The organism is Variovorax sp. J2P1-31 (assembly GCF_030317215.1).
Taxonomy (GTDB): domain Bacteria; phylum Pseudomonadota; class Gammaproteobacteria; order Burkholderiales; family Burkholderiaceae_C; genus Variovorax.
On record NZ_JASZYA010000001.1, the window covers coordinates 1,117,908 to 1,139,884 of the forward strand.

The 21,977-nt window shown below is 71.8% G+C and carries 15 protein-coding genes; 10 read left to right on the forward strand and 5 right to left on the reverse strand.

The genetic code is table 11. The features are described from left to right. Positions 1-29: 29 nt before the first annotated feature. Both QTI20_RS05165 and QTI20_RS05170 read right to left on the reverse strand, forming a co-directional pair. Positions 30-2,726: a circularly permuted type 2 ATP-grasp protein gene (locus QTI20_RS05165; RefSeq protein WP_503011384.1), complete on the reverse strand. Its 2,697-nt coding sequence runs from the start codon at positions 2,724-2,726 to the stop codon at positions 30-32. Positions 2,727-2,817: 91 nt separating this feature from the next. Then, entirely contained in the window at positions 2,818-6,315 is a 3,498-nt protein-coding gene (locus tag QTI20_RS05170) for a transglutaminase family protein (RefSeq protein WP_286549611.1), read from the reverse strand. Positions 6,316-6,492: 177 nt separating this feature from the next. Here QTI20_RS05170 and QTI20_RS05175 point away from each other — a divergent pair, with 177 nt between their 5' ends. The 9 genes from QTI20_RS05175 (at position 6,493) to QTI20_RS05215 (ending at position 17,310) form a co-directional block, all read left to right on the forward strand. Next, on the forward strand, positions 6,493-8,898 hold the full coding sequence (locus QTI20_RS05175; protein ID WP_286550988.1) for a DNA internalization-related competence protein ComEC/Rec2: 2,406 nt from the start codon (positions 6,493-6,495) through the stop codon (positions 8,896-8,898). Positions 8,899-9,029: 131 nt separating this feature from the next. Continuing rightward, positions 9,030-9,881: an IclR family transcriptional regulator gene (locus QTI20_RS05180; protein WP_286549609.1), complete on the forward strand. Its 852-nt coding sequence runs from the start codon at positions 9,030-9,032 to the stop codon at positions 9,879-9,881. Next, positions 9,881-11,041 (forward strand): thiolase family protein, encoded by a 1,161-nt coding sequence (locus tag QTI20_RS05185; protein WP_286549607.1) that lies wholly within the window; start codon positions 9,881-9,883, stop codon positions 11,039-11,041. The genes QTI20_RS05180 and QTI20_RS05185 overlap by 1 nt, the downstream gene beginning before the upstream one ends. Beyond that, positions 11,038-11,427 carry a Zn-ribbon domain-containing OB-fold protein gene (locus QTI20_RS05190; RefSeq protein WP_286549605.1) on the forward strand — a complete coding sequence of 130 codons (390 nt, stop codon included), beginning with the start codon at positions 11,038-11,040 and terminating at the stop codon, positions 11,425-11,427. The genes QTI20_RS05185 and QTI20_RS05190 overlap by 4 nt, the downstream gene beginning before the upstream one ends. A 52-nt stretch (positions 11,428-11,479) precedes the next feature. After that, positions 11,480-12,475 carry a tripartite tricarboxylate transporter substrate binding protein gene (locus tag QTI20_RS05195; protein WP_286549604.1) on the forward strand — a complete coding sequence of 332 codons (996 nt, stop codon included), beginning with the start codon at positions 11,480-11,482 and terminating at the stop codon, positions 12,473-12,475. Continuing rightward, complete coding sequence (locus QTI20_RS05200; protein WP_353507263.1) at positions 12,475-13,350, forward strand: MaoC family dehydratase; 876 nt, start codon at positions 12,475-12,477, stop codon at positions 13,348-13,350. The genes QTI20_RS05195 and QTI20_RS05200 overlap by 1 nt, the downstream gene beginning before the upstream one ends. Positions 13,351-13,386: 36 nt before the next feature. Continuing rightward, the gene (locus QTI20_RS05205) at positions 13,387-14,397 is read left to right on the forward strand and encodes a tripartite tricarboxylate transporter substrate binding protein (RefSeq protein ID WP_286549602.1); all 1,011 of its coding nucleotides are present in this window, start codon (positions 13,387-13,389) and stop codon (positions 14,395-14,397) included. Next, positions 14,397-15,188 carry an oxepin-CoA hydrolase, alternative type gene (locus QTI20_RS05210; protein ID WP_286549600.1) on the forward strand — a complete coding sequence of 264 codons (792 nt, stop codon included), beginning with the start codon at positions 14,397-14,399 and terminating at the stop codon, positions 15,186-15,188. The genes QTI20_RS05205 and QTI20_RS05210 overlap by 1 nt, the downstream gene beginning before the upstream one ends. A gap of 37 nt (positions 15,189-15,225) precedes the next feature. Beyond that, the gene (locus QTI20_RS05215) at positions 15,226-17,310 is read left to right on the forward strand and encodes an acetate--CoA ligase family protein (RefSeq protein ID WP_286549598.1); all 2,085 of its coding nucleotides are present in this window, start codon (positions 15,226-15,228) and stop codon (positions 17,308-17,310) included. 45 nt (positions 17,311-17,355) lie between these two features. Here the strand turns inward: QTI20_RS05215 and kynU are convergent, their stop codons facing one another. Genes kynU through QTI20_RS05230 form a run of 3 tightly spaced genes read right to left on the reverse strand, consistent with a single transcriptional unit; the run spans position 17,356 to position 20,811 of the window. Next, a complete protein-coding gene (gene kynU / locus QTI20_RS05220; protein WP_286549596.1) occupies positions 17,356-18,651 on the reverse strand; it encodes a kynureninase in 1,296 nt (431 codons plus the stop codon). Positions 18,652-18,692: 41 nt separating this feature from the next. Beyond that, on the reverse strand, positions 18,693-19,808 hold the full coding sequence (locus tag QTI20_RS05225) for a M14 family metallopeptidase (protein WP_286574153.1): 1,116 nt from the start codon (positions 19,806-19,808) through the stop codon (positions 18,693-18,695). A gap of 1 nt (position 19,809) precedes the next feature. Next, the gene (locus QTI20_RS05230; protein ID WP_286549594.1) at positions 19,810-20,811 is read right to left on the reverse strand and encodes a tripartite tricarboxylate transporter substrate binding protein; all 1,002 of its coding nucleotides are present in this window, start codon (positions 20,809-20,811) and stop codon (positions 19,810-19,812) included. A 119-nt stretch (positions 20,812-20,930) separates the two neighbouring features. Between QTI20_RS05230 and QTI20_RS05235 the strand changes: the two genes are divergently transcribed. Beyond that, the gene (locus QTI20_RS05235; protein ID WP_183027702.1) at positions 20,931-21,842 is read left to right on the forward strand and encodes a LysR family transcriptional regulator; all 912 of its coding nucleotides are present in this window, start codon (positions 20,931-20,933) and stop codon (positions 21,840-21,842) included. The last annotated feature ends 135 nt before the right edge of the window (positions 21,843-21,977 follow it).

Here is a 21,977-nt window from a genome sequence, read left to right on the forward strand (position 1 = left end):
GCGCCGCAGGCGCGTCGGGGGTGGGCTTCTCATACACCGACCGAGCGCACGGACTCGGAAGTGAGCGTGAAGTAGCGGATGCCGATCGCATCCGACACATGGTAGGCCGCGGTCTCGCAGAACTCGAAGAGCTGGATCAGCGCGGGGTAGCGGCCTTCGGCGTCGGTCTCGCACAGGTGCTCGAGCGTCCACATGGCGGGGTCGGGCAGCTCGTACGAGAGCGCGGTCAAGGTGCCGGGCGCGCTGCCCGCGAGCTTGGCGATGCGCCCGCGCAGCGTCTGCGTGACCCAGGCCAGCGAACGCGGGTTGTCGCCGTCGAGCACCAGCAGGTCGACCATGGTCGCCACGTCGCGGCGTTGCTGGTAGCGCGCATGGAAGGTGATGGTGCTGTCGAACAGCGCCACCATGGCCTCGAAGCCGCTGACCTCGTGCACCGCGCCGTTGGCGAAGCCCGCGGCCATCGCGCTCGACAGGAAGGCCAGCCGCTCGATGTGGCGGCCGATGGACAGCAGGCGCCAGGCGTCGTCGCGCGTCATGCGGTCGGTCTGCGCGCCGGTCATGGACGACAGGGCCGCGCTCGCGGCCTCGAGCGAACGCAGCGCGGCGCCCGCGGCCAGGGTGCCGTCGAGCGTCTCGCCGGGCTCCTCGGTGGTCTGGTGCAGGAAGTCGATCTCGGCGCGCACGATCTGGTTCCAGTGGTCCTGCGACAGCCGCTCGCGCACCGCGGCCGCGGCCTGCCGCACGCAGCGCAGGTTGTAGCCCACGCTGCCGCCGGTCTCGACGTTGCCCAACTCGGCGATCAGCGCGCGCTCGAACACGCGGCGCGACTTGGAGCCGATGGGGACGCCGGGCGCGATCAGCGCGTTGCGCGTGGCCAGGCCGTGCAGCCATTCGAGCAGCGTGCGGGAGGAGGGGTCCTCGCCGCCCATCAGGTCGAGCGTGATGCGCGCCAGGCGCACCGCGTTCTCGGCGCGCTCGGTGTAGCGGCCCAGCCAGAACATGTTCTCGGCCGCGCGGCTGGTCACGGGCGCGCGGTGCCGCGCCAGCGAAGCCGGCGTGGCCTGCGGCTGCAGCAGCGTGGTGCGGTCGACCTCGCCGTGCGTCTGCACCCACACGTCGGCACTGCTGCCGCCGCGCTGCATCGACGCGATCTGCGCGTTGGCCCCGGCCAGCCGCGCCAGCCCGCCGGGCAGCACGCGCCAGGACTGCGCGCCGTCGCTGACCGCGAACACGCGCAGCAGCACCGAGCGCGGCGCGATCCGGCCGCGCTCGGCGCGGTCGCTGCCTTCGGCCCAGGTCGGCATCTGCGACAGCGGCAAATAACTCTGCACCGTGTGCTCGTCGCCCTGGCGCACGATGCGGCCGGCCCATTCGTCGAGCTCGCGCCGGCCCATGCGGCTGCCCAGCACGGCCTCGAAGCTGGTGTGCGAATCCTCGCCCGGGTAGGTGGCCTTGATCGCGCAGTCGCCCAGTTGCGGCAGCGCGGCCTCGAGCGCGGCGCGCTCGCCGCACCACCAGGTCGGCAGCGCCGGCAGCTGCAGCTTCTCGCCGATCAGGCGCCGCGCCAGCGCGGGCAAAAAGCCCAGCAGCGCCGGCGATTCGAGGAAGGCCGAGCCCGGCATGTTGGCCACCAGCAGGTTGCCCGCGCGGATCGCCTGCAGCAGGCCGGGCACGCCCAGCGTGGAGTCGGGGCGCAGTTCCAGCGGGTCGAGGAACTGGTCGTCGAGCCGCTTGATCAGGCCGTGCACCGGGCGCAGGCCCTGCAGGGTCTTGAGGTACACGCGCTGGTCGCGCACCGTGAGGTCGCTGCCCTCGACCAACGTCACGCCCAAATAGCGCGCCAGGTAGGCGTGCTCGAAGTAGGTCTCGTTGTAGGGGCCGGGCGTGAGCAGCGCGATGTGCGGCGGCGAGCCGGCCGGGCACATGCGCTGCAGGCCTTCCATCATCGCGCTGTAGGTGGCGGCCAGCCGCTGCACCTGCAGTTCCTCGAAGGCCTGCGGGAACTGGCGCGAGATGGCCAGCCGGTTCTCGAGCAGGTAGCCCAGGCCCGAGGGCGCCTGGGTGCGCTGCGACACCACCCACCAGTTGCCGTCGGGGCCGCGCGCCAGGTCGAAGGCCGCGATGTGCAGCCAGGTGTCGCCGGGCGGCTTCACGCCGTGCATGGAACGCAGGTAGCCGGGATGGCCGCGCACCAGGGCCGCGGGCAGCAGGCCTTCGGCCAGCAGCTGCTGCGGGCCGTAGACGTCGGCCATCACGCGGTCGAGCACGCGCACGCGCTGCTGCACGCCGGCCTCGATCTGGGTCCAGCTCTCGGGCGAGATGATCAGCGGGAACAGGTCCAGCGACCAGGGCCGCTGCGGGCCGTCGGCATCGGCATAGACGTTGTAGGTGACGCCGTTGTCGCGGATCTGCCGGGCCATGCTGGTGGCACGCCGCGGCAGGTCGGCGAAGCCGCCGTGGCCCAGGTGGTCGAAGAAGCGGGCCCAGGGCGGCGTGAGTTCGGACGGCGCCGCGGCCTTGGCCGTCGGAGCGGGCGCGGCCGCCGGTGGCTGCGCCGCGTCGTGCAGCACCGGCGCGGCGGTCGGCGTGGCCGGCCGCGCAGGCACGACCGGCGTCGCCGCGCCGCGCAGTTCGTCGAAGTGGCCGGCCGAGGCCGCAGGCGCCAGCGCCGAGGCCAGCGCGGCGGGAGATTCGAGCGCTTGGGCTTCGAAGAGGGATTCGTTCAGCGGTTCCACGGTGCGCCGATTGTCACACCGCCGTCATCGACGGCGCCCGGGAAGACGTGACAAATCGCCGCAATGCGCATGGAAGACGCCATCACTTGCGCAGGTCGAGCGTGAACGGGAATTCGCGGCTGCCGGCCAACTCGATCGTTGCCGGCGGCGTCTTCATCAAGCCCGGCGTGTGGCCGGTGCGCGTGAAGCGCGACATGCGACGGCTCTCGGCCTCGTAGGCGTTGACCGGGAAGGTGTCGTAGTTGCGTCCGCCCGGGTGGGCCACGAAGTACTGGCAGCCGCCCAGCGAGCGCTTCATCCAGGTGTCGACGATGTCGAAGGTCAGCGGCGCATGCGCGCCGATGCTGGGGTGCAGCGCCGAGGGCGGGTTCCAGGCCTTGTAGCGCACGCCGGCGACGAATTCGCCCACCGTGCCCGTGGGCTGCAGCGGCAGCACCTTGCCGTTGACGGTGATCACGTGGCGGCTCTCGTTGAGGCCGGTCACGCGCACCTCGATGCGTTCGAGCGACGAATCGACATAGCGCACCGTGCCGCCGGCCGAGCCTTCCTCGCCCATCACGTGCCAGGGTTCGAGCGCGTTGCGCAGCGACAGCTCCACGCCCATGGCCTGCACCTGCCCGACCAGCGGGAAGCGGAACTCGAGGTGCGGCGCGAACCAGTTCGGGTCGAAGGCGAAGCCGGCCTGGCGCATCTCGCTGATCACGTCGTCGAAGTCCATCTTGACGAAGGTCGGCAGCAGGAAGCGGTCGTGCAGCTCGGTGCCCCAGCGGGTGGCGGGCGCCTTGTAGGGTTCGTCCCAGAAGCGCGCGATGAAGGCGCGCAGCAGCAACTGCTGGGCGATGCTCATGCGCGCATGCGGCGGCATCTCGAAGGCGCGCAGCTCCAGCAGGCCCAGGCGGCCGGTGCTGGAGTCGGGCGAGTAGAGCTTGTCGATGCAGAACTCGCTGCGGTGCGTGTTGCCGGTCACGTCGACCAGGATGTTGCGCAGCGTGCGGTCGACCAGCCAGGCCGGCATGTTGGCGCCGTAGATCTCGCGGTTCTTCGCGATCTCCTTGAGTGCGATCTCCAGCTCGTAGACCTGGTCGTTGCGCGCTTCGTCGACGCGCGGCGCCTGGCTGGTCGGGCCGATGAACATGCCCGAGAACAGGTAGCTCAGCGAGGGGTGGTTGTGCCAGTAGAGCAGCAGGCTGGCCAGCAGCTCGGGCCGGCGCAGGAAGGGGCTGTCGTTGGGCGTGGCGCCGCCCATCACGAAGTGGTTGCCGCCGCCGGTGCCGGTGTGGCGGCCGTCGGTCATGAACTTCTCGGCCGACAGCCGGGTCTCGAAGGCCGCGTCGTAGAGGAACTCGGTGTGGGCGACCAGCTCCTTCCAGTTGTTGGCCGGGTGGATGTTGACCTCGATCACGCCCGGGTCGGGCGTGACGGCCAGCATCTTCAGCCGCGGGTCGCGCGGCGGCGGGTAGCCTTCCATCACGATCTGCAGGCCCAGCTGCACCGAGGTGGCCTCGATGGCCGCGACCAGGTCGAGGTAGTCCTCCAGGCGCTTGAGCGGCGGCATGAAGACGTAGAGCACGCCCGAGGCGCTGCCCACCTTCTCCGCGGCCGGTCCGTTGGCGCGGCGCGGGTCGCGCACTTCGACGCACAGCGCGCTGCGCGTGATCCAGTGGGCCGATTCGCCGCGACCGGGCTGGCGCGGCGTCCGGCCGTCGGCCTCGGTCGCGCCGAGGCCCGTGCTGCTCGCGCTTCCCGGCGTCTGCATGCGCAGCGCCGCGCCCGAGGCCGGCGGCGTGCCGAAGGCATAGGGCACGGTGCCCATGTCGGCCTTGGGGCCGACCGGCGGGCCGGCATAGCGCGCGCGGTAGTCGGCCGCGTCGGGCAGGCTGCCCACGGGCGCGGTCGGGTCGCGGTCGATCAGGTAGGGGTAGTCGCCCTTGCGCACCCAGGGCTGCGAGTCGAGCGGCAGCCGGTAGCCCATGGGCGAGTCGCCCGGGATCAGGTACATGCGGTCGTCGCGCAGGAACCAGGGGCCGGTCTTCCAGCCCGGGCCTTCGAGCGCGGGGGCGTCGCGGTCGGCGCTCGCGGGCTCGATCGGCAGCATGTAGCCGATCACCGCGTCGAGCTTCTGCGTGAACACCCGTCGCAGGCGCACCCGCTCCATCTCGTCGTCGAGCTTGGAGTCGAAGGGGTCGACGTTGACCGGCAGCCGGCGCTCGCGCCAGAGGTAGTAGTAGGTGTCTTCGTAGGCCGGCTGGATGTAGCGCTCGGTCAGGCCCAGGCGGTGCGCCAGCACGGTGGTGAAGCGGCGCGCGTCCTCGCTGGTGTAGTGGGTGGGCACGCGCTCGTCGGCGAAAAGTTCGGGGTCGTGCCACACCGGCTGGCCGTCGGCGCGCCAGAAGATCGACAGCGCCCAGCGCGGCAGTTGCTCGCCCGGGTACCACTTGCCCTGGCCGAAATGCAGGAAGCCGCCGTCGCCGTATTCGGCGCGCAGCTTCTGCACGAGTTCGGTGGCGTAGCCGCGCTTGGTCGGGCCCAGTGCGTCGGTGTTCCATTCGGCCGCGTCGCGGTCGCCGGTCGCCACGTAGGTCGGCTCGCCGCCCATCGTGAGGCGCACGTCGCCGGCCGCCAGCCGCTTGTCGACGGCCTCGCCCAAGGCCAGCACCTCGGCCCACTGCTCCTCGGTGTAGGGCTTGGTGACGCGCGGCGATTCATGGATGCGCGTGACCACCATCTCGTGGCCGAACTCGACCTCGGCGTCGTCCACCACGCCTTCGATCGGCGCGGCGCTCGAGGGCGTGGGCGTGCAGGCCAGCGGGATGTGGCCTTCGCCGGCCAAGAGGCCCGAGGTCGCATCGAGGCCGATCCAGCCCGCGCCGGGCAGGTAGACCTCGCACCAGGCGTGCAGGTCGGTGAAGTCGACCGTGGTGCCGCTCGGGCCGTCTAGCGCCTTGACGTCGGGCGTGAGCTGGATCAGGTAGCCCGAGACGAAACGCGCGGCCAGGCCCATGTGGCGCAGCAGCTGCACCAGCAGCCAGCCCGAGTCGCGGCAGGAGCCGCTGCCGTTGGTGAGCGTTTCTTCGGGCGTCTGCACGCCGGGCTCCATGCGGATCAGGTAGTTGACGTCCTGCTGCACCTGCTGGTTGATGCCGACCAGGAAGTCGATGGTGCGCTGTTCCTTGCGCTCGATCTTGTCGAGGTAGGCCTGCACCAGCGGCGTGGCCTCGTCGGCCACCAGGTAGGGCGCGAGTTCCTCGGCCTGCGAGGCCGTGTACTTGAAAGGGAAGTTCTCGGCCTGCGGCTCGAGGAAAAAGTCGAAGGGGTTGTAGACCGCCATCTCGACCACCAGGTCGACCGTGACCTTGAACTCGCGCGTCTTCTCGGGAAAGACCAGCCGCGCCTGGTAGTTGGCGAAGGGGTCCTGCTGCCAGTTGACGAAATGCTGCGCGGGTTCGATGCGCAGCGAATACGAGATGACGTTGCTGCGGCAATGGGGCGCCGGACGCAGGCGCACCACCTGCGGGCCGAGCTGCACCGGACGGTCGTACTTGTAGTGGGTGACGTGGTGAAGAGCGGCGTGAATGGACATCAGTGGTTCTCGGAGCGGAGCGAGTGGCGACGTGCCTCAAGTGAGACGCATACTAGCCCACAGGCATAGCAATTTACGCGCCATCAGAGCGTTGAAAGGGAGGCCCTGCCGTATGGAATCGAGAGTGTTTTCGTGGTAGCGCCACGCGAACTGCGCGGCTGGGCGGCCTTCGCCGCCATGGCCGGCGCGATCGCGGGCGCGGCCCTGCAACTGCAGCAGCGCGCGCTGTGGTCCGGGGCAGTCTATGCCGCGCTTGTGACAGCCGCGTTGGCCTGTGGGCTCGCCTGGCGCGTCCGATGGCGCCTGCGCCCCGTCGGCCGGCGCGGGCTCGCGGCCCTGCTGCTGATCGGCCTGGCCTTCGGCGCCGGCCTCACCGGCTGGCGTGCGGCGGTATTCACCGCGCAGGCGCTGGACCCGGCCCTGGAAGGCCGCGACCTGCAGGTCACTGGCGTGGTCGCGCAGATGCCGCAGCGCGACGAGGGCGGCACGCGTTTCCGCTTCGATGTCGAGTCGGCGCGCTCGCTGGAACCTGCGGGCGGCGCCGTGCAATTGCCGCCGCGCCTGGCGCTGGGCTGGTACGCCGAGGGCACGGGACTCTGGGCCCGCGCGACGCCCGCTGCGGATGCCGCCCCCCTTCGTCGCCCCGAGCCCCTGCACGCCGGCGAGCGCTGGCAGCTCACCGTGCGGCTCAAGGCGCCGCACGGCAACCTCAACCCCAAGGGCTTCGACCAGGAACTGCAGCTGTGGGAGCAGGGCGTGCAGGCGACCGGCTATGTGCGCGCCGGCGCCCAGGATGCAGCGCCCGCACGCCTCGGCGATACGTGGCGCCATCCGGTCGAGCGCGCGCGCGAAGCCGTTCGCGATGCGGCCTTCGCGCGCATCGCCGACCGGCGCACGGCCGGCGTGATCGCCGCGCTGGTGACCGGCGACCAGAGCGCGATCGACCGTGTCGACTGGGACATCTACCGCGCCACCGGCGTCGCGCACCTGGTGTCGATCTCGGGGCTCCACATCACCATGTTCGCCTGGCTCGCGGCGCTGGCCGTGGGGTGGCTGTGGCGCCGCAGCACGCGGCTGATGCTGCGCTGGCCGGCCCAGCAGGCCGCGCTGGTGGGCGGCGTGGCCCTGGCCGGCCTGTATGCCTTGTTCAGTGGCTGGGGCGTGCCCTCGCAGCGCACGGTGCTGATGCTGGCCACGGTGGCGCTGCTGCGCATCGCGGGTCGGCGTTGGCCCTGGCCCTGCGTGTGGCTGCTGGCCTGCGCGGTGGTGGTGATCGCCGACCCCTGGGCGCTGATGCAGGCCGGCTTCTGGCTCAGCTTCGTGGCCGTGGCCGCGCTGTTCGCCACCGATGCGGGCGTGGATGGCGAACAGGCCAAGGGCTGGCGCGCACGCCTGTACCGGCTGGCGCGCGAGCAGGCCGTGGTCACGCTGGCGCTGGCGCCGCTGACCCTGCTGTTGTTCCAGCAGGTGTCGGTGGTGGGCCTGCTGGCCAACGCGCTGGCCATCCCCTGGGTCTCGCTGGTGCTGACGCCGCTGGCCATGCTCGGTGCGGTGGTGCCGTCACTGTGGGACCTGGCGGCCTGGGCGGTGCGCGCGCTGTCGTGGTGGCTCGAGTGGCTGGCGGCCCTGCCGCTGGCCACCGTCTCGCTGCCGGCGCCGCCGCTGTGGGCCGCGGCCGGCGGCGTGCTCGGCGGCGTGCTGCTCGCGATGCGCCTGCCCTGGTCGGCGCGGCTGCTCGGCGTGCCGCTGCTGCTGCCGGTGCTGCTGTGGCAGGTGCCGCGTCCGCCCGCGGGCGAGTTCGACCTGCTGGCCGCCGACGTCGGACAGGGCAATGCGGTGCTGGTGCGCACCGCGACCCACAGCCTGCTCTACGACGCCGGGCCGCGCTACAGCCTCGACAGCGACGCGGGCCAGCGCGTGCTGGTGCCGCTGCTGCGCGCGCTGGGCGAGCGGCTCGACACCGTGGTGCTGAGCCACCGTGACAGCGACCACACCGGCGGCGCGCCGGCCGTGCTCGCGATGCAGCCGCAGGCCGCGCTGCTGAGCTCGATCGAGGCGACCCATCCGCTGCAGGCGCTGCGGCCGGCGCGGCGCTGCCTGGCCGGCCAGCGCTGGCGATGGGACGGCGTTGACTTCGAGCTGCTGCATCCGGTCGAGGCCGACTACGAACGCGTCGCGGCCAAGCCCAACAGCGTGTCCTGCGTGCTGCGCATCGGCAACGGCCGCGCGAGCGTGCTGCTGGCCGGCGACATCGAGCGCGCGCAGGAGGAAGCGCTGGCCGCGCGCGCGGCCGACGGGGCGCTGCGCGTCGACCTGCTGCTGGTCCCGCACCATGGCAGCAAGACCTCGTCGAGCCCGGCCCTGCTCGACGCGGTGCGGCCGCGGCTGGCGCTGGTACAGGCCGGCTACCGCAACCGCTTCGGCCATCCGGCACCGCCGGTGCGCGAGGCCTATGCGGCGCGCGGCACCGCCGTGATCGACAGCCCGCATTGCGGCGCGGCCCGGTGGTCGAGCCGGCAGCCGCAGAGCGTGGGCTGCGAGCGCGCGATGCAGCCGCGCTACTGGCACCACCGGGTGCCCTGAAGCTCCGGGTTTCCCCTGGAAAAGTTTCGCCTGCAGCAACTTCTCGTCATTTGCTTGACGGTTGAAAGCGCCGCCGCGTTCAATGCCTGCACGGAAAGAAGATGTTCCGCTCAACGAAACAAGAGACGACGATGCCCGGACGCACACGTGCCCCTTCCTCCATGCTGGCCCAACGGGCCGTGGAACCCACCTCGTCGGTCGAGCGCGCCTGCCGCATCCTGCGGGCGCTGTCGGACCCCGGCGTCACCCGCCTGACCGACATCGCCATCGCGACCGGCCTCGACAAGACCACCGTGCTGCGCCTGATCGAGGTGCTGATGCACGACGGCTTCGTGGTGCGCGACCCGCAGAGCAAGCACTACAGCCTGGGCGCCGAGCTGCTGGTGCTGGGCGCGGCCGCGCTGGCCCGCTTCGATCCGCGCCCGCTGGTGCGGCCGGCGCTGCTGCGGCTCACCGGGCAGTTCGAGGACAGCGTGATCCTGTCGATCCCCAGCGGCATCGAGTCGCTGTGCGTCGACGTGGAGGAGGGCCGCTACCCGATCCGCGCCAACTACCTGTCGATCGGCAGCCGGCGCCCGCTGGGCGTGGGCGCGGGCAGCCTCGCGCTGCTGGCCTGGATGCCCGAGGCCGAGCGCCAGGCCGCGCTGGCGGTGATCGCGCCGCAGCTGCAGCGCTACCCGCGCATCACGGCCGAATTGCTCGAAGCGCATGCCAAGAAAACGCGCGAGCGCGGCTACGCGGTGCTGCTCGACGTGGTTGTCGAGCGCATGGGCGGCATCGCGGTGCCGATCCTCGGCGTCGACGGCCGGCCGGTCGCGGCCCTCAGCATCGCGGCGCTGAACGAGCGCATCACCTCGCGCGAGGCCGAACTCGCGCAGGCGCTGCGGCGCGAGGCCGCGACCTGCGAGGTGCTGTGGAGCCGCGCCGCCCACACCGGCGCCGCGGCGAGCACGGCCGCCACGCGACGCGCGAGGGTCCACTGATGAGCACCACGCAGGCGAATGCCTGGATCACCGGCGTCGGCGGCACCGCCTTCGGCCGCCACGAAGGGCAGGGCGCGCTCGACCTCATGGCCCAGGCCGCGCAGCAGACGCTGCAGAACGCGGGCCTGCAACGCACCGACATCGACGGCCTGCTCTGCGGCTACGCCACCACGCTGCCGCACCTGATGCTGTCCACGCTGTTCTGCGAGCGCTTCTCGCTCGATCCGGCCTATGCGCACAGCGTGCAGCTGGGCGGCGCCACCGGGGCCGCGATGCTGATGCTGGCGCGCGAACTGGTGCGCAGCGGCCGCTGCCGGCGGGTGCTGGTGGTGGCCGGGGAGAACCGGCTCAGCGGCCAGTCGCGCGACAGTGCGATCCAGACGCTGGCGCAGGTCGGTGACCCCGACTACGAGGTGCCCAACGGCGCCTCGGTGCCGGCCTACTACGGCCTGATGGCCTCGCGCTACCTGCACGAGACCGGCACCACCGAGGCCGACCTCGCCGAGTTCGCGGTGCTGATGCGCGCCAACGCCGCGCGCCATCCCGGCGCCCATCTCACGGCGCCGATCACCGTGGCCGACGTGCTCGCATCCAAGCCCATCGCCGCGCCGCTGAAGCTCATGGACTGCTGCCCGATCTCCGACGGTGCGATGGCGCTGGTGGTCTCGGCCGAGCCCGGCGACGGCCCGCGCGTCGCGATGGCCGGCGCCGGCCAGGCGCACCGCCACCAGCACCTGAGCGCGATGGCCGACGTGATGCAGTGCGGCGCGGCCGTGGCGGCGCAGCGCGCCTTCGCCGAGGCCGGGCTGGGCGTGGCCGACATCGACCACCTGGGCATCTACGACTCCTTCACCATCACGCTGACCATGCTGCTCGAGGAGATCGGCTTCGCGCCGCGCGGCGGGGCGGCACGGCGCCTGCGCCACGGCGATTTCGGCGCGGACGGCCCGCTGCCGCTCAACACGCACGGCGGGCTGCTGTCCTTCGGCCACTGCGGCGTGGCGGGCGGCATGGCGCATGCGGTCGAGGTGTTCCGGCAGATGACCGGCCAGGCCGGCGCGCGCCAGGTCGCGCGGCCGCGCCACGCCTTCGTGCACGCCGACGGCGGCGTGATGTCCTCCCATGTGAGCCTGATCCTGTCGCAGGAGCCTTCGCCATGAACGCCGCCGTCGCATCCTCCAGCGCCCTGGCCGCGCCCTTCGTCGAAGGCCTGGCGCGGCAGGAACTGCGCTTCCAGCGCTGCACCGCCTGCGGCACCGCGCAGACGCTGGCGCGCCACGCCTGCGCGCATTGCGGTGCCGACACCCTGCAGTGGGAAACGGCCCGCGGCACGGCCACGCTGCACGCGCTGACCGTGGTGTCGCGCGCGCCCTCGGACGCCTTCCGCGCGCTCGCGCCCTACACGCTGGTGATCGCCCAGCTCGACGAGGGACCCCGGCTGATGGCCCATGCCGAGCCGGGCCTGCACATCGGCGAGCGCGTGCGGGCCGGCTTCTTCGCGCACGAGGGCCGCACGCTGGTCCGCTTCGCCCGCGAGCCGGGCTAGCGGCCTGCGCATCGGGGCATCGGTGATTCATAAAACCACAGGAGACAACGACATGCATTCGATCCGCTTTCCCTCTTCCGCGCGCCGCCGCCTGCTGCTGGCAGCGGGTGCCGCGCTGTGCCTGGCCGCGCCGGCCTTCGCGCAGGCCCAGGCCTATCCCACCAAGCCGGTGCGGCTGGTGGTGCCGTACCCTCCGGGCGGGCCGACCGACATCGTCGCGCGCCTGGTGGCGCAGAAGCTGTCGGAGCAGCTGGGCCAGCAGTTCATCATCGACAACCGGCCGGGCGCGGGCGCCAACACCGGCGCCGAGCTGGTGGCGCGCAGCCCGGCCGACGGCTACACGCTGGTGGTCGCGACCACGGCCCATGCGATCAACCCCTCGCTGTTCAAGAACCTGGGCTATTCCCTGGCCAAGGACTTCGCGCCGGTCTCGCTGCTGACCAGCGGGCCGCTGGTGATCGTGGCCAACCCCGCGCTGCCCGCGAAGAACGTGGCGGAGCTGATCGCGCTGGCCAAGGCCAGGCCCGGCGAACTCAACTTCGCCTCCTCGGGCAACGGGCAGTCGACGCACCTGTCGGCCGAACTCTTCGCCTCGATGGCCGGCGTGAAGATGAACCACATCCCCTACAAGGGCAGCGCGCCCGCGCTCACCGACACCATGGGCGGCCAGACGCAGCTGATGTTCGACACCATGCTGTCGGCCATGCCGCACGTGAAGGGCGGCAAGCTCAAGGCGCTGGCCGTGACCAGCGCCGCGCGCTCGCCCGTCGCGCCCGACGTGCCGACGGTGGCCGAGTCGGGCCTGCCCGGCTACGAGGCCATCGCCTGGAACGGCCTGCTCGCACCCGCCCACACGCCGCCCGAGGTGCTGGCCCGCCTCAGCGGCGCGCTGAAGAAGGTGCTGGCCGCGCCCGACGTGAAGGACAAGTTCGAGGCCCAGGGCTTCGCCGCGACCTGGACCTCGCCCGAGGACTTCGGCCGCTTCATGACGGCCGAGATCGACAAGTGGGCCAAGGTCGTGAAGGTCTCCGGCGCGACGGTGGACTGATGATCGACTTCCAGCGTCTCAAGGCCTGGCACTTCGACGAGGTGGTGCAGCGCTACACCGTCGACGACACCATGCGCTATGCGCTCGCGCTGGGCCTGGGCCGCGACCCGACCGACGCGAAGCAGCTGCGCTTCGTCGACGACGTGCCCGCCGCGCCGCTGGCTCTGCCCACGATGGCGGTGGTGCTGGGCTTTCCGGGTTCGTGGATGCAGGACCCGGCGACCGGCATCGACTTCGCGCAGATCGTGCACGGCGAGGAGCAGGTCGTGTGGCACCGGCCACTGCCGCCGGCGGGCACGGTGCGGGCGCGCCACCGCGTCACGCACATCGTCGACAAGGGGCCGGGCCGCGGCGCCACGATCCGCTATGACAAGACCCTGCACGACGCCGACAGCGATGTGTTGCTCGCGACCGTGACCCACACCACCTTCGCGCGCGGCAACGGAGGCTTCGCGACGGCGGCGGTGCCTGGCGATGCGGCGGCGGCGCCACCCGTGCCGGTGCCCGCCGGTGCGCCCGATCTCACGCTCGACATCCCGACGCTGCCGCAGCAGGCCTTGCTCTACCGCCAGTGCGGCGATCGCAACCCGCTGCATGCCGATCCGGCGACCGCGCGCGCGGCGGGCTTCGAGCGGCCCATCCTGCATGGCCTGTGCACCTGGGGCATCGCCGCCCATGCGCTGCTGGCGCAGTGCGCCGACAGCGAACCGGCGCGGCTGCGCAGCCTCTATGCGCGCTTCTCGGCGCCGGTGTTCCCGGGCGAGACGCTGCGGCTGGAGCTGTTCGGCGACGGCGTCGAGCGGCGTTTCCGTGTGCGTGCCGTGCAGCGCGACCGGGTCGTGCTCGACCACGGCCATGCCCTGTTTTCCGCCTGAGCTTCGAGCCTTCGATTCCCATCACGAGGAGACAACATGACGACGCAAACCTTCGAGACGCAGGCCGCCCGGACCCTCGGCCGCCGGACCCTGCTGGGCAGCGCGGCCGCCGCGTTCGGCACGCTGGCCTTGCCCGGCTTCGCGCAGAGCGCGTACCCGAGCCGGCCGGTGAAGTTCATCGTGCCGTTCCCGGCCGGCGGGCCGGTCGACACCACCGGCCGGGCCGTGGCGCAGAAGCTGTCGGAGCTGTGGGGCCAGCAGGCCATCGTGGACAACCGTGCGGGCGCGGGCGGCATCGTCGGCGCCGAGATCGCGGCCCGCGCGCCGGCGGACGGCTACAACCTGTTCGTCTGCAGCATCCACCATTCGGTGCTGCCCAGCCTCAAGCCCCGGCTGGGCTACGACATCGAGAAGGACTTCGTGCCGCTGAGCTTCGGTGCCATGTTCCCGGTCGTGCTGGTGGCGCACCCGGGCGTGCCGGTGAAGACGGTGGCCGACATCATCGCGCTCGACAAGCGCACGCCGGGCCAGCTGAGCTTCGGCTCGGCCGGCAACGGCGGGGGCACGCACCTGGCCGGCGAACTGTTCAACATGCAGGCCGGCACCAGGTTGCTGCACGTGCCCTACAAGGGCAGTGCACCGGCCATGACCGACCTGCTCGGCGGGCAGGTGCAGTTCATGTTCAGCGATGCACCCACCGCCTTGCCCCAGATCAAGGCGGGCAAGGTCAAGGCGATCGCGGTGGCCAGCGCCGGTCGCTCGGCCCTGCTGCCCGACGTGCCCACGGTGGCCGAGTCGGGCCTGCCGGGCTACGAGGCCTACTCGTGGGCCGCCTTCATGGCGCCCGCCGGCACGCCCAGGGACATCGTGCAGCGCCTGAGCGCCGACATCGGCAGGGCCCTGGCCGACCCGCAGGTCAAGCAACGCCTCTACGACGCCGGCGCCGAAGCGATGCCGACCACGCCCGAGGCCTTCGGCAAGATGCTGCACACGGAGATCGTCAAGTGGACGAAGGTGGTGCGCACGGCGGACATCAAGGTCGACTGATGGCCGCGTCCCCCTCCGACAGCGTGGCGCGCCTGATGGTGCGCCAGGACGGCCCGGTGCTGGTGTTGACGATCAGCCACCCGGCAGCGCGCAACGCGATGCATCCGTCGCTTTACCGCGACGCGGTCCGGACCCTGCGCCGGGTGGCGGACGACCGCTCGGTGCGCGCCATCGTGCTCACGGGCGATGGCGATCACTTCTGCGGCGGCGGCGACCTGAAGCGCCTCGCCGCCCAGCGCGACCTGCCGCGCGAAGAGCAGGCGGGCCACCTCGACGCGCTGCACGACTGGGTGATGGCGATGCACGACGCGCCGCAGCCGGTGATCGCGGCCGTCGAGGGCGCGGCGGCGGGCGGCGGCTTCTCGGTCTGCCTGGGCTGCGACCTGATCGTCGCCGCGCAGGACGCGAAGTTCGTGATGTCCTACGTCAAGCTCGCGCTCACGCCCGACGGCGGCGGCTCCGACTCGCTGGCGCGCGCGCTGCCGCCGCAGATGGCGCTGGAGCTGCTGCTCGACGGCGGCGTGTGTTCGGCCGAGCGGCTGCACACGCTTGGCCTGGTCAACCGTGTGGTGCCGCACGGCGAGGCACTGGCCACGGCGATGGCCTGGGCAGAGCGGCTGGCCGCCGGCCCCTTCGACGCGCAGGCGCGCATCAAGCAGCTGGTGCACGCCGCACGCGGCCGCTCGCGCCGCGCCCAGCTCGATGCCGAGCGCGACGCCTTCGTCGACAGCCTCTACAGCGACGCCTGCGGCGCAGGCATCGCCTCCTTCCTGGACGCGCGCCGCGCCTGAGGCCGCGCACCTTTCTTCTTTTTCCGCAAGGCTCTTCATGTCCGACCTGCTCGAATCCGCCCTCAACCCCCGATCCGTCGCCGTCATCGGCGCCTCCGAGAACATCCACAAGATCGGCGGCCGGCCGATCCACTACATGCGCCAGCATGGCTTCGGCGGGCGCATCTACCCGATCAACCCCGCACGCGAAGAGGTGCAGGGCCTGAAGAGCTACGCCTCGCTGGCGGCGCTGCCCGAGGCGCCCGACCTGGCGATGGTGGTGGTGGGCGGCGAGAAAGCGGTCGAGGCCGTGGCGCAGTGCGCGGCGCGCGGCGTGAAGTCGGCGGTGGTCGTGGCCTCGGGCTTCGGCGAGACCGGCGAGGAAGGGCGCGCGGTGCAGCGCGCCATGGTCGACACCGCGCGCGCCGCCGGCATGCGCCTCTACGGCCCCAACACCCAGGGCCTGGCGAACTTCGGCACCGGCGCCATCGCGGGCTTCTCGACCATGTTCGTCGAGGTGCCGCCGGCCGACGGCCCGGTCGGCATCGTGAGCCAGAGCGGCGGCATGAGCGCCATGGCCTACGGCCTGCTGCGCGGCCGCGGGCTGGGCGTGCGCCATGTGCACGCGACCGGCAACGAGGCCGACATCACGGTCTCCGACCTGGCCTGGGCGGTGGCGCACGACCCCGACGTGAAGCTGCTGCTGCTCTACCTCGAGAACATCGCCAATCCCGAACTGCTGGCGCGCACCGCCGCCTATGCGCGCGAGCGCGACCTGCCGATCATCGCGGTCAAGGCCGGGCGTTCGGAGAGCGGGCAGAAGGCCGCGTCCTCGCACACCGGTTCGCTGGCCAACGAGGACCGCACGGTCGACGCCTTCTTCCGCCACCACGGCATCTGGCGGGTGCGCGACCCGCATGCGCAGGCGCTGGCGGCCGAGGCCTACCTCAAGGGCTGGCGGCCCGAGGGCCGGCGGCTGGTGATCATCAGCAACTCGGGCGCGAGCTGCGTGATGGGCGCCGACGCCTCGGAGGAATTCGCGCTGCCGCTGGCCGAGCTGGCGCCGGCCACGCGCGCCGAGGTGGCGAGCCGGCTGCCGGGCTTCGCGACGGCCGACAACCCGATCGACATCACGGCCGCGCTGCTGTCCAACAGCGGCCTGTTCGGCGACGTGCTGCCGGCCGTGGCGCAGGACCCGGCCGCCGACCTGTTCCTCATCAACATCCCGGTGGCCGGTGCCGGCTACGACGTCGATGCCTTCGCGCGCGACACCGCCGCCTTCGAGCGCAGCACCGGCAAGCCGGTGGTGGTCGCGGCCTGGCAGGACTCGGTGGCCGCGCCCTTCCGGGCCCAGGGCATCCCGACCTATGCCAACGAGAACGACGCGCTGGGCACGCTTGCGCAGCTGGCCTCGCACACCGCGCTGATGCGCAAGCCGGTCGTGGCGTGGCCCGCGGGCACGGCGCCCGCGCTGCCGGCCGGCGAGGGGCGCTTCCTCAACGAGGCGCAGAGCCTGGCCGTGCTGGCCGCGGCCGGCGTGCCGGTGGTGGCGCACCGGCTGTGCCGCAGCGCGCGGCAGGCGGCCGAGGCGTTGGCGGCCGTGGGCGCGCCAGCGGTGGTCAAGGCCTGCTCGGGCGACGTGCCGCACAAGTCGGAGCACGGGCTGGTGGCGTTGAACGTCGCGACGGCCGCCGACGCCGCCGCGCTGTTCGAGCGCCAGTGGGCCAAGCTGGCCGAACTGGGCGCGGCGCAGGAGGGCGTGATCGTCGCCGCCATGCGCCGCGGCCAGCGCGAGTTCATGGTCGGCGCGCGCATCGACCCGGTGTTCGGCCCGGTGGTGGTGGTGGGCGACGGCGGCAAGTACGTCGAGGCGCTGCAGGACGTGGCGGTGCTGCTGCCGCCCTTCGCCGCGGCCGACGTGACGGCGGCACTGCGCACGCTGCGCATCGCGCCGCTGCTCGAGGGCGTGCGCGGCGACCCGCCGCTGGACGTCGACGCGCTGGCCGCGGTGGCGGTGGCCGTGGGGCTGCTCATCGTGGCGGCCGGTGGCGCCATTGCCTCCATCGACGTCAACCCGGTGCTGGTCGCGGCGCGCGGGGAGGGGGCCGTGGTGGTGGATGCGCTGATCGAGCGGGGCGGGTAGTCTCGGACGCGGAGGGCGCGAGCGCGGCCATGCCGCGAGGCACGCTCAGGTCACCGCGTTCTTCCGGTTGAACTCGGGGCGTTTCCATTCCTCGGACTCGAGCACCTGCACCAGATGCTCGACCGACTGCCACACGTCCTCGAAGCGCAGGTACAGCGGCGTGAAACCGAAGCGCAGGATGTCGGGCACCTGGGCGTCGCCGGCGCGGAAGTCGCCGATCACGCCGCGCGCGATCAGGGCCTGCACGATCGCATAGGCGCTGGCGCTGCTGGCGTCCTGCAGCGCCAGGCAGACCTGGGAGCCGCGCTGTGCATGCGCGCGCGGCGTGACCAGCGTGAAGCGGCCGGGGCAGCGCGCCTCGACCAGCGCGATGAAGGCATCGGTCAACGCCAGCGACTTGGCGCGCAGCGCCGACATCGCGCCCGCCTCGCCGTCGAAGGCTTCGGCGGCCAGCACGGTGTCGAGCCCGCATTCGAGCGCCGACAGGCTCACGATGGGCTGCGTGCCGCACAGGTAGCGGCCCACGCCCGGCGCCGGCCGGTAGTGCGGCGTGAATTCGAAGGGCGCGGCATGGCCCCACCATCCCGACAGGGGCTGCTCGAAGCGGCCCGCATGCCGCGTGTGGACCCACACGAAGGCCGGCGCGCCCGGGCCGCCGTTCAAGTACTTGTAGCCGCAGCCGATCGCGTAGTCGGCATCGCTGTCGTTGAGCGCGACCGGCACGGCACCCGCGCTGTGGGCCAGGTCCCAGACGGTCAGCGCGCCCACCGCATGCGCGGCGGCCGTGACGGCCTTCATGTCGTGCATCGCGCCGGTGCGGTAGTTGACGTGCGTGAGCATCAGCACCGCGACCTCGGATGTGAGCGCGGCGGGCAGCGCGTCGACGCTGTCGATCAGGCGCAGCGTGAAGCCGCGCTCGCGGCACAGCGATTCGGCGATGTAGAGGTCGGTGGGGAAGTTGCTGCGTTCGCTGACCACGGTGCGGCGCGCGTCGTCGCCGTATTCGAGCACCTGGCTCATGGCGGCGAACAGCACCTTGTAGAGGTTGATGGAGGTGCTGTCGGTGCACACCACCTCGCCGGGTGCGGCGCCGATCAGCCGGGCCAGCTTGTCGCCCAGGCGCTGCGGCAGGTCGAACCAGCTGGCGCTGTTCCAGGAGCGGATCAGGCCCTGGCCCCATTCCTCGGCCACCACCGCGGCGATGCGCGCGGGGGCGGCCGCGGGCAGCACGCCCAGCGAGTTGCCGTCGAGGTAGATCACGTCGGTGGGCAGCGTGAATTGGGCGCGCAGTTCGCGCAGCGGGTCGGCGCGGTCGAGGGCGCGGCAGTCGTCGAGGGTCATGGTGATCCGGATGGAAGGGGGGGAGAGAGATCGTGCGGAGCTCAGGCGGGCGCCGAGGCCAGGCCGAGCAGCGCCTGCAGGATGGCGAGCCGGCTCTGGCCCAGGACCATGCCCTGCCATGCGGCGGTGTCGCCATGGAAGGCATCGCGCAAGGTGCCTCGGATGCGCTGCGCCAGATCCTGCGGCGCCTCCGGGTGCAGGCGCAGCCACGCCTCGCCCCGCAGGGCATCCACCATCTCCTCGAACGGCACCGTGCCGAACTCCAGCGCCATCAGCGTGCGCCGGGCGTCGGGGCAGGCACGGTAGATCGTCGAGGCCAGGTGGCCGGTGATATCGGCCGAGGTGGAGGTGCCCGCGAACGGCACCGCGATGTCGCTGCCCCACCACTGCTTCGCGCGCGCGATCTCGTCGGCATCGCGCCGTCCGGCGAAGATCTTTTCGCCATGCCCGCAGGGCCCGAGCCCTGTGTGGATGTCGATCCAGCCGATGTCGGCGAAATCGGCGGCCTGCGTGCGCAGCACATGCGCCAGCGTGCGCAGCGATGCGCTGTGCGCGCTGCCGCCGAAGAACAGGCCGTCGGGGTGGGTGTATTGCCCCTTGGAGACCGCGTCGCGGTAGTGCGTGCCGCCGTGGCGTGCGATGTGGTCGGCGATGGCGCGGCGGTTGGCATCGTCCGGCGGCCACACCGCCGGCACGAGCAGCGGATGCAAGGCCGCATAGTCGGGGTTGGCCGGCAGTGCGGCCGCGAAGTCCTGGGCGTTGCGGTTCAGGTCGACGTTGTCCTCGTTGGTCCGGCTGGTCCACGAGAAGCCATAGGGGTTCACCGCATGGACCAGCAGCAGGGCGACGCCCGACCGCGCGGCCTGTGCGAGCAGCCCCGCGTCGGCCAGCAGCGCCAACTGGCAGGCCGATCCGCAGAAGCCTTCGATGCCGTGCGTCGCCGAGCTGACGATCAGCACCGAGCGCGCGTCCGCGGGCCGGATCAGCGCCACGTCGGTGGCCAGCGCTTCCCCTTGCGCGCCCGGGACCTCGAGCCCGAAGGACTGCAGCTCGGCCCCGGCGGCCTGCGCCGCGGCCAGGAAGCGCTCGCGCGCCTGGGCGTAGCTCGCGGAGAAGCAATGCGCCAGCAGTGCCGGGATGGCAAGCGATGCGGCCATGCTATTTCGCCTCGAGCTTGATCGCGCTGGCGATCGCCCGCAGCCGCGTGGTCTCGGCGCCATAGCCGTGCGAGGCTTCGGCCAGTGTGGTGAGCGGGGCCACCATCAGGCCCTGCGCCTCCAACTGGCTGCGCACCGCCGGGTCGGCGAGCACGGTATGCAGCGCCGCGTGCAGGCGCTGCACCACGTCCTCCGGCGTGTCCTTGCGCACGAAGTAGCCGTGCCACAGGTCGAAGCTGAAGTCGTTGAGGCCCTTGCTCTCGTTCACGCTGGGAAAGTTCCTGAGCATCGCCACCTGGGTCTTGCCCGCCGGCGACAGGGTGCCGATGATCTTCAGCCGGCCCGACTCGGTCATGCCGATGAGCTGCTGCTGGATCGGCGCCAGCATGAAGTCGATGGTGCCGGCGCCCAGGTCCTGCATCAGCGGGGCGCCCCCCTTGTACGGCACATGGGTCATCGTGACGCCCAGGCGTTCGGCCAGATGTTCGCCCAGCATGTGATAGAGCGACCCGTAGCCCACGCTGCCGAAGGTCAGGGGCTTGCGCTGGGCCGAGGCGCTTCGCGCCAGCGCGATCAGCTCGTCCATGGTGTTGGCGGGCAGGTCCTTGCGTGCCATCAGCACCATCGGCGCCACGCCGATCATCTGGATCAGCCGGAAGTCGTCGCTCTTGTACCTGATGGCCGCATTCGCCAGCGGCACCAGGATGGTCTCGTTGGAGGAACCCTGGAACAGGTAGTAGCCGTCGGCCGGCGCGTTGAGCACTTTCTGCGCGCCGATCGCGCCCCCGGCACCCCCGAGGTTCTCGACCAGGACCGGCTGCCCCAGGAGCCTGGACAGCGGCGTGTGGATCACCCGCGCGATCACGTCGGAGGACCCGCCCGCGGGGTAGGGGACCATCAGGTTCACGGGCTTGGTGGGGTAGGGGTCGGCGGCGGCAGGCACGGCACCGGCGGCGAGCAGCAGGGCAGCCAGCCAGACCGGGAGCATCTGTGTGAGTTTCACGGGCGTTCTTTCGGGAGTTCAGGGGTGGGGCCGGCCGATGCTATAAAGCTCCGCCGATTCGGAAAAGACAAAATCTTTGCGCCAAAGATCAGCTTTCGTTATCACCCGAATGGACCTCCATGAAGCCCCAACACCTGCGCACTTTCCTGGCCGTGGCGGAACACCGCAGCATCCATGCCGCCGCGCGGGCCCTGTTCGTGTCCCAGCCCGCGGTCACGCGGACCATGCGCGAACTCGAGCGCGATCTGGACGTGCCGCTCCTGCGGCGCAGCATCGCCGGGGTGGAGCTCACCGAGGCGGGCCAGGCCTTCCAGGTGCGGGCCAGCCTGCTGATGGAGGACATGCGCCGCACCCGCGAAGAGCTGATGTTCATGAAGGAAGGCGCGAACGGCCACGTGGCGGTCGCGCTGACCTCCTCCGTGGGGCTGACCGTGCTGCCGGGCGCGCTCGAGAGCTTCCAGCAGCAGATGCCCAGAGCGCGCATCAGCATCAACGAAGACCCGGTGCCGGTGGCGTTGCGCAAGCTCCAGAACGGCACGCTCGATTTCATGGTGGCCAACACGCTGTCGCGCAAGCTGGGCACGGCGTTTCGCCAACAGCCCCTGTTCGAGATGTCGCTCACGGTGGCAGCGCGGAAGCAGCATCCCTGCGCCTCGGCGCGCTCCATCCGCGAACTCAACGAACAGCTCTGGGTGGCGCCCGGCTACGCCCCGGACCAGGATTTCGTGGCCCAGCTGTTCGCCTCGCACGGGCAGCCGGCGCCCGTCCGCATGCTGGAGTGCGAGTCCTTCGCCATCGCCTTGCACCTGCTGACGCGCATGGATGCACTGGCCCTGTTGTCCGGGGCCTTGATCGCGCAGGAGTTCTCGCCGCGCGGCGTCGTGGCGCTCAAGCTGCGCGAGGCCATTCCGTCGGTGCAGATCAGCATCGTGACCCTGCGCGACGCCCGCCTCACGCCCACCGCCCAATGCCTGATCGCCTGCCTGCAGGCCCAGCCGCTGCCGTCGGGCATGCGCCGCGCGCGGGACTGAGGTCGAGCGCCGCGCGCTGGCGCGTCCGGTACGGCGTGCAGGGGGCCGCGACATCGCCACGGCGTGCCGGCAACGGCGTTCAAAGCCCATGAGTCGCACTTGTGCAAAGATCGCCCAAAGCTTGGCCTTGAACTT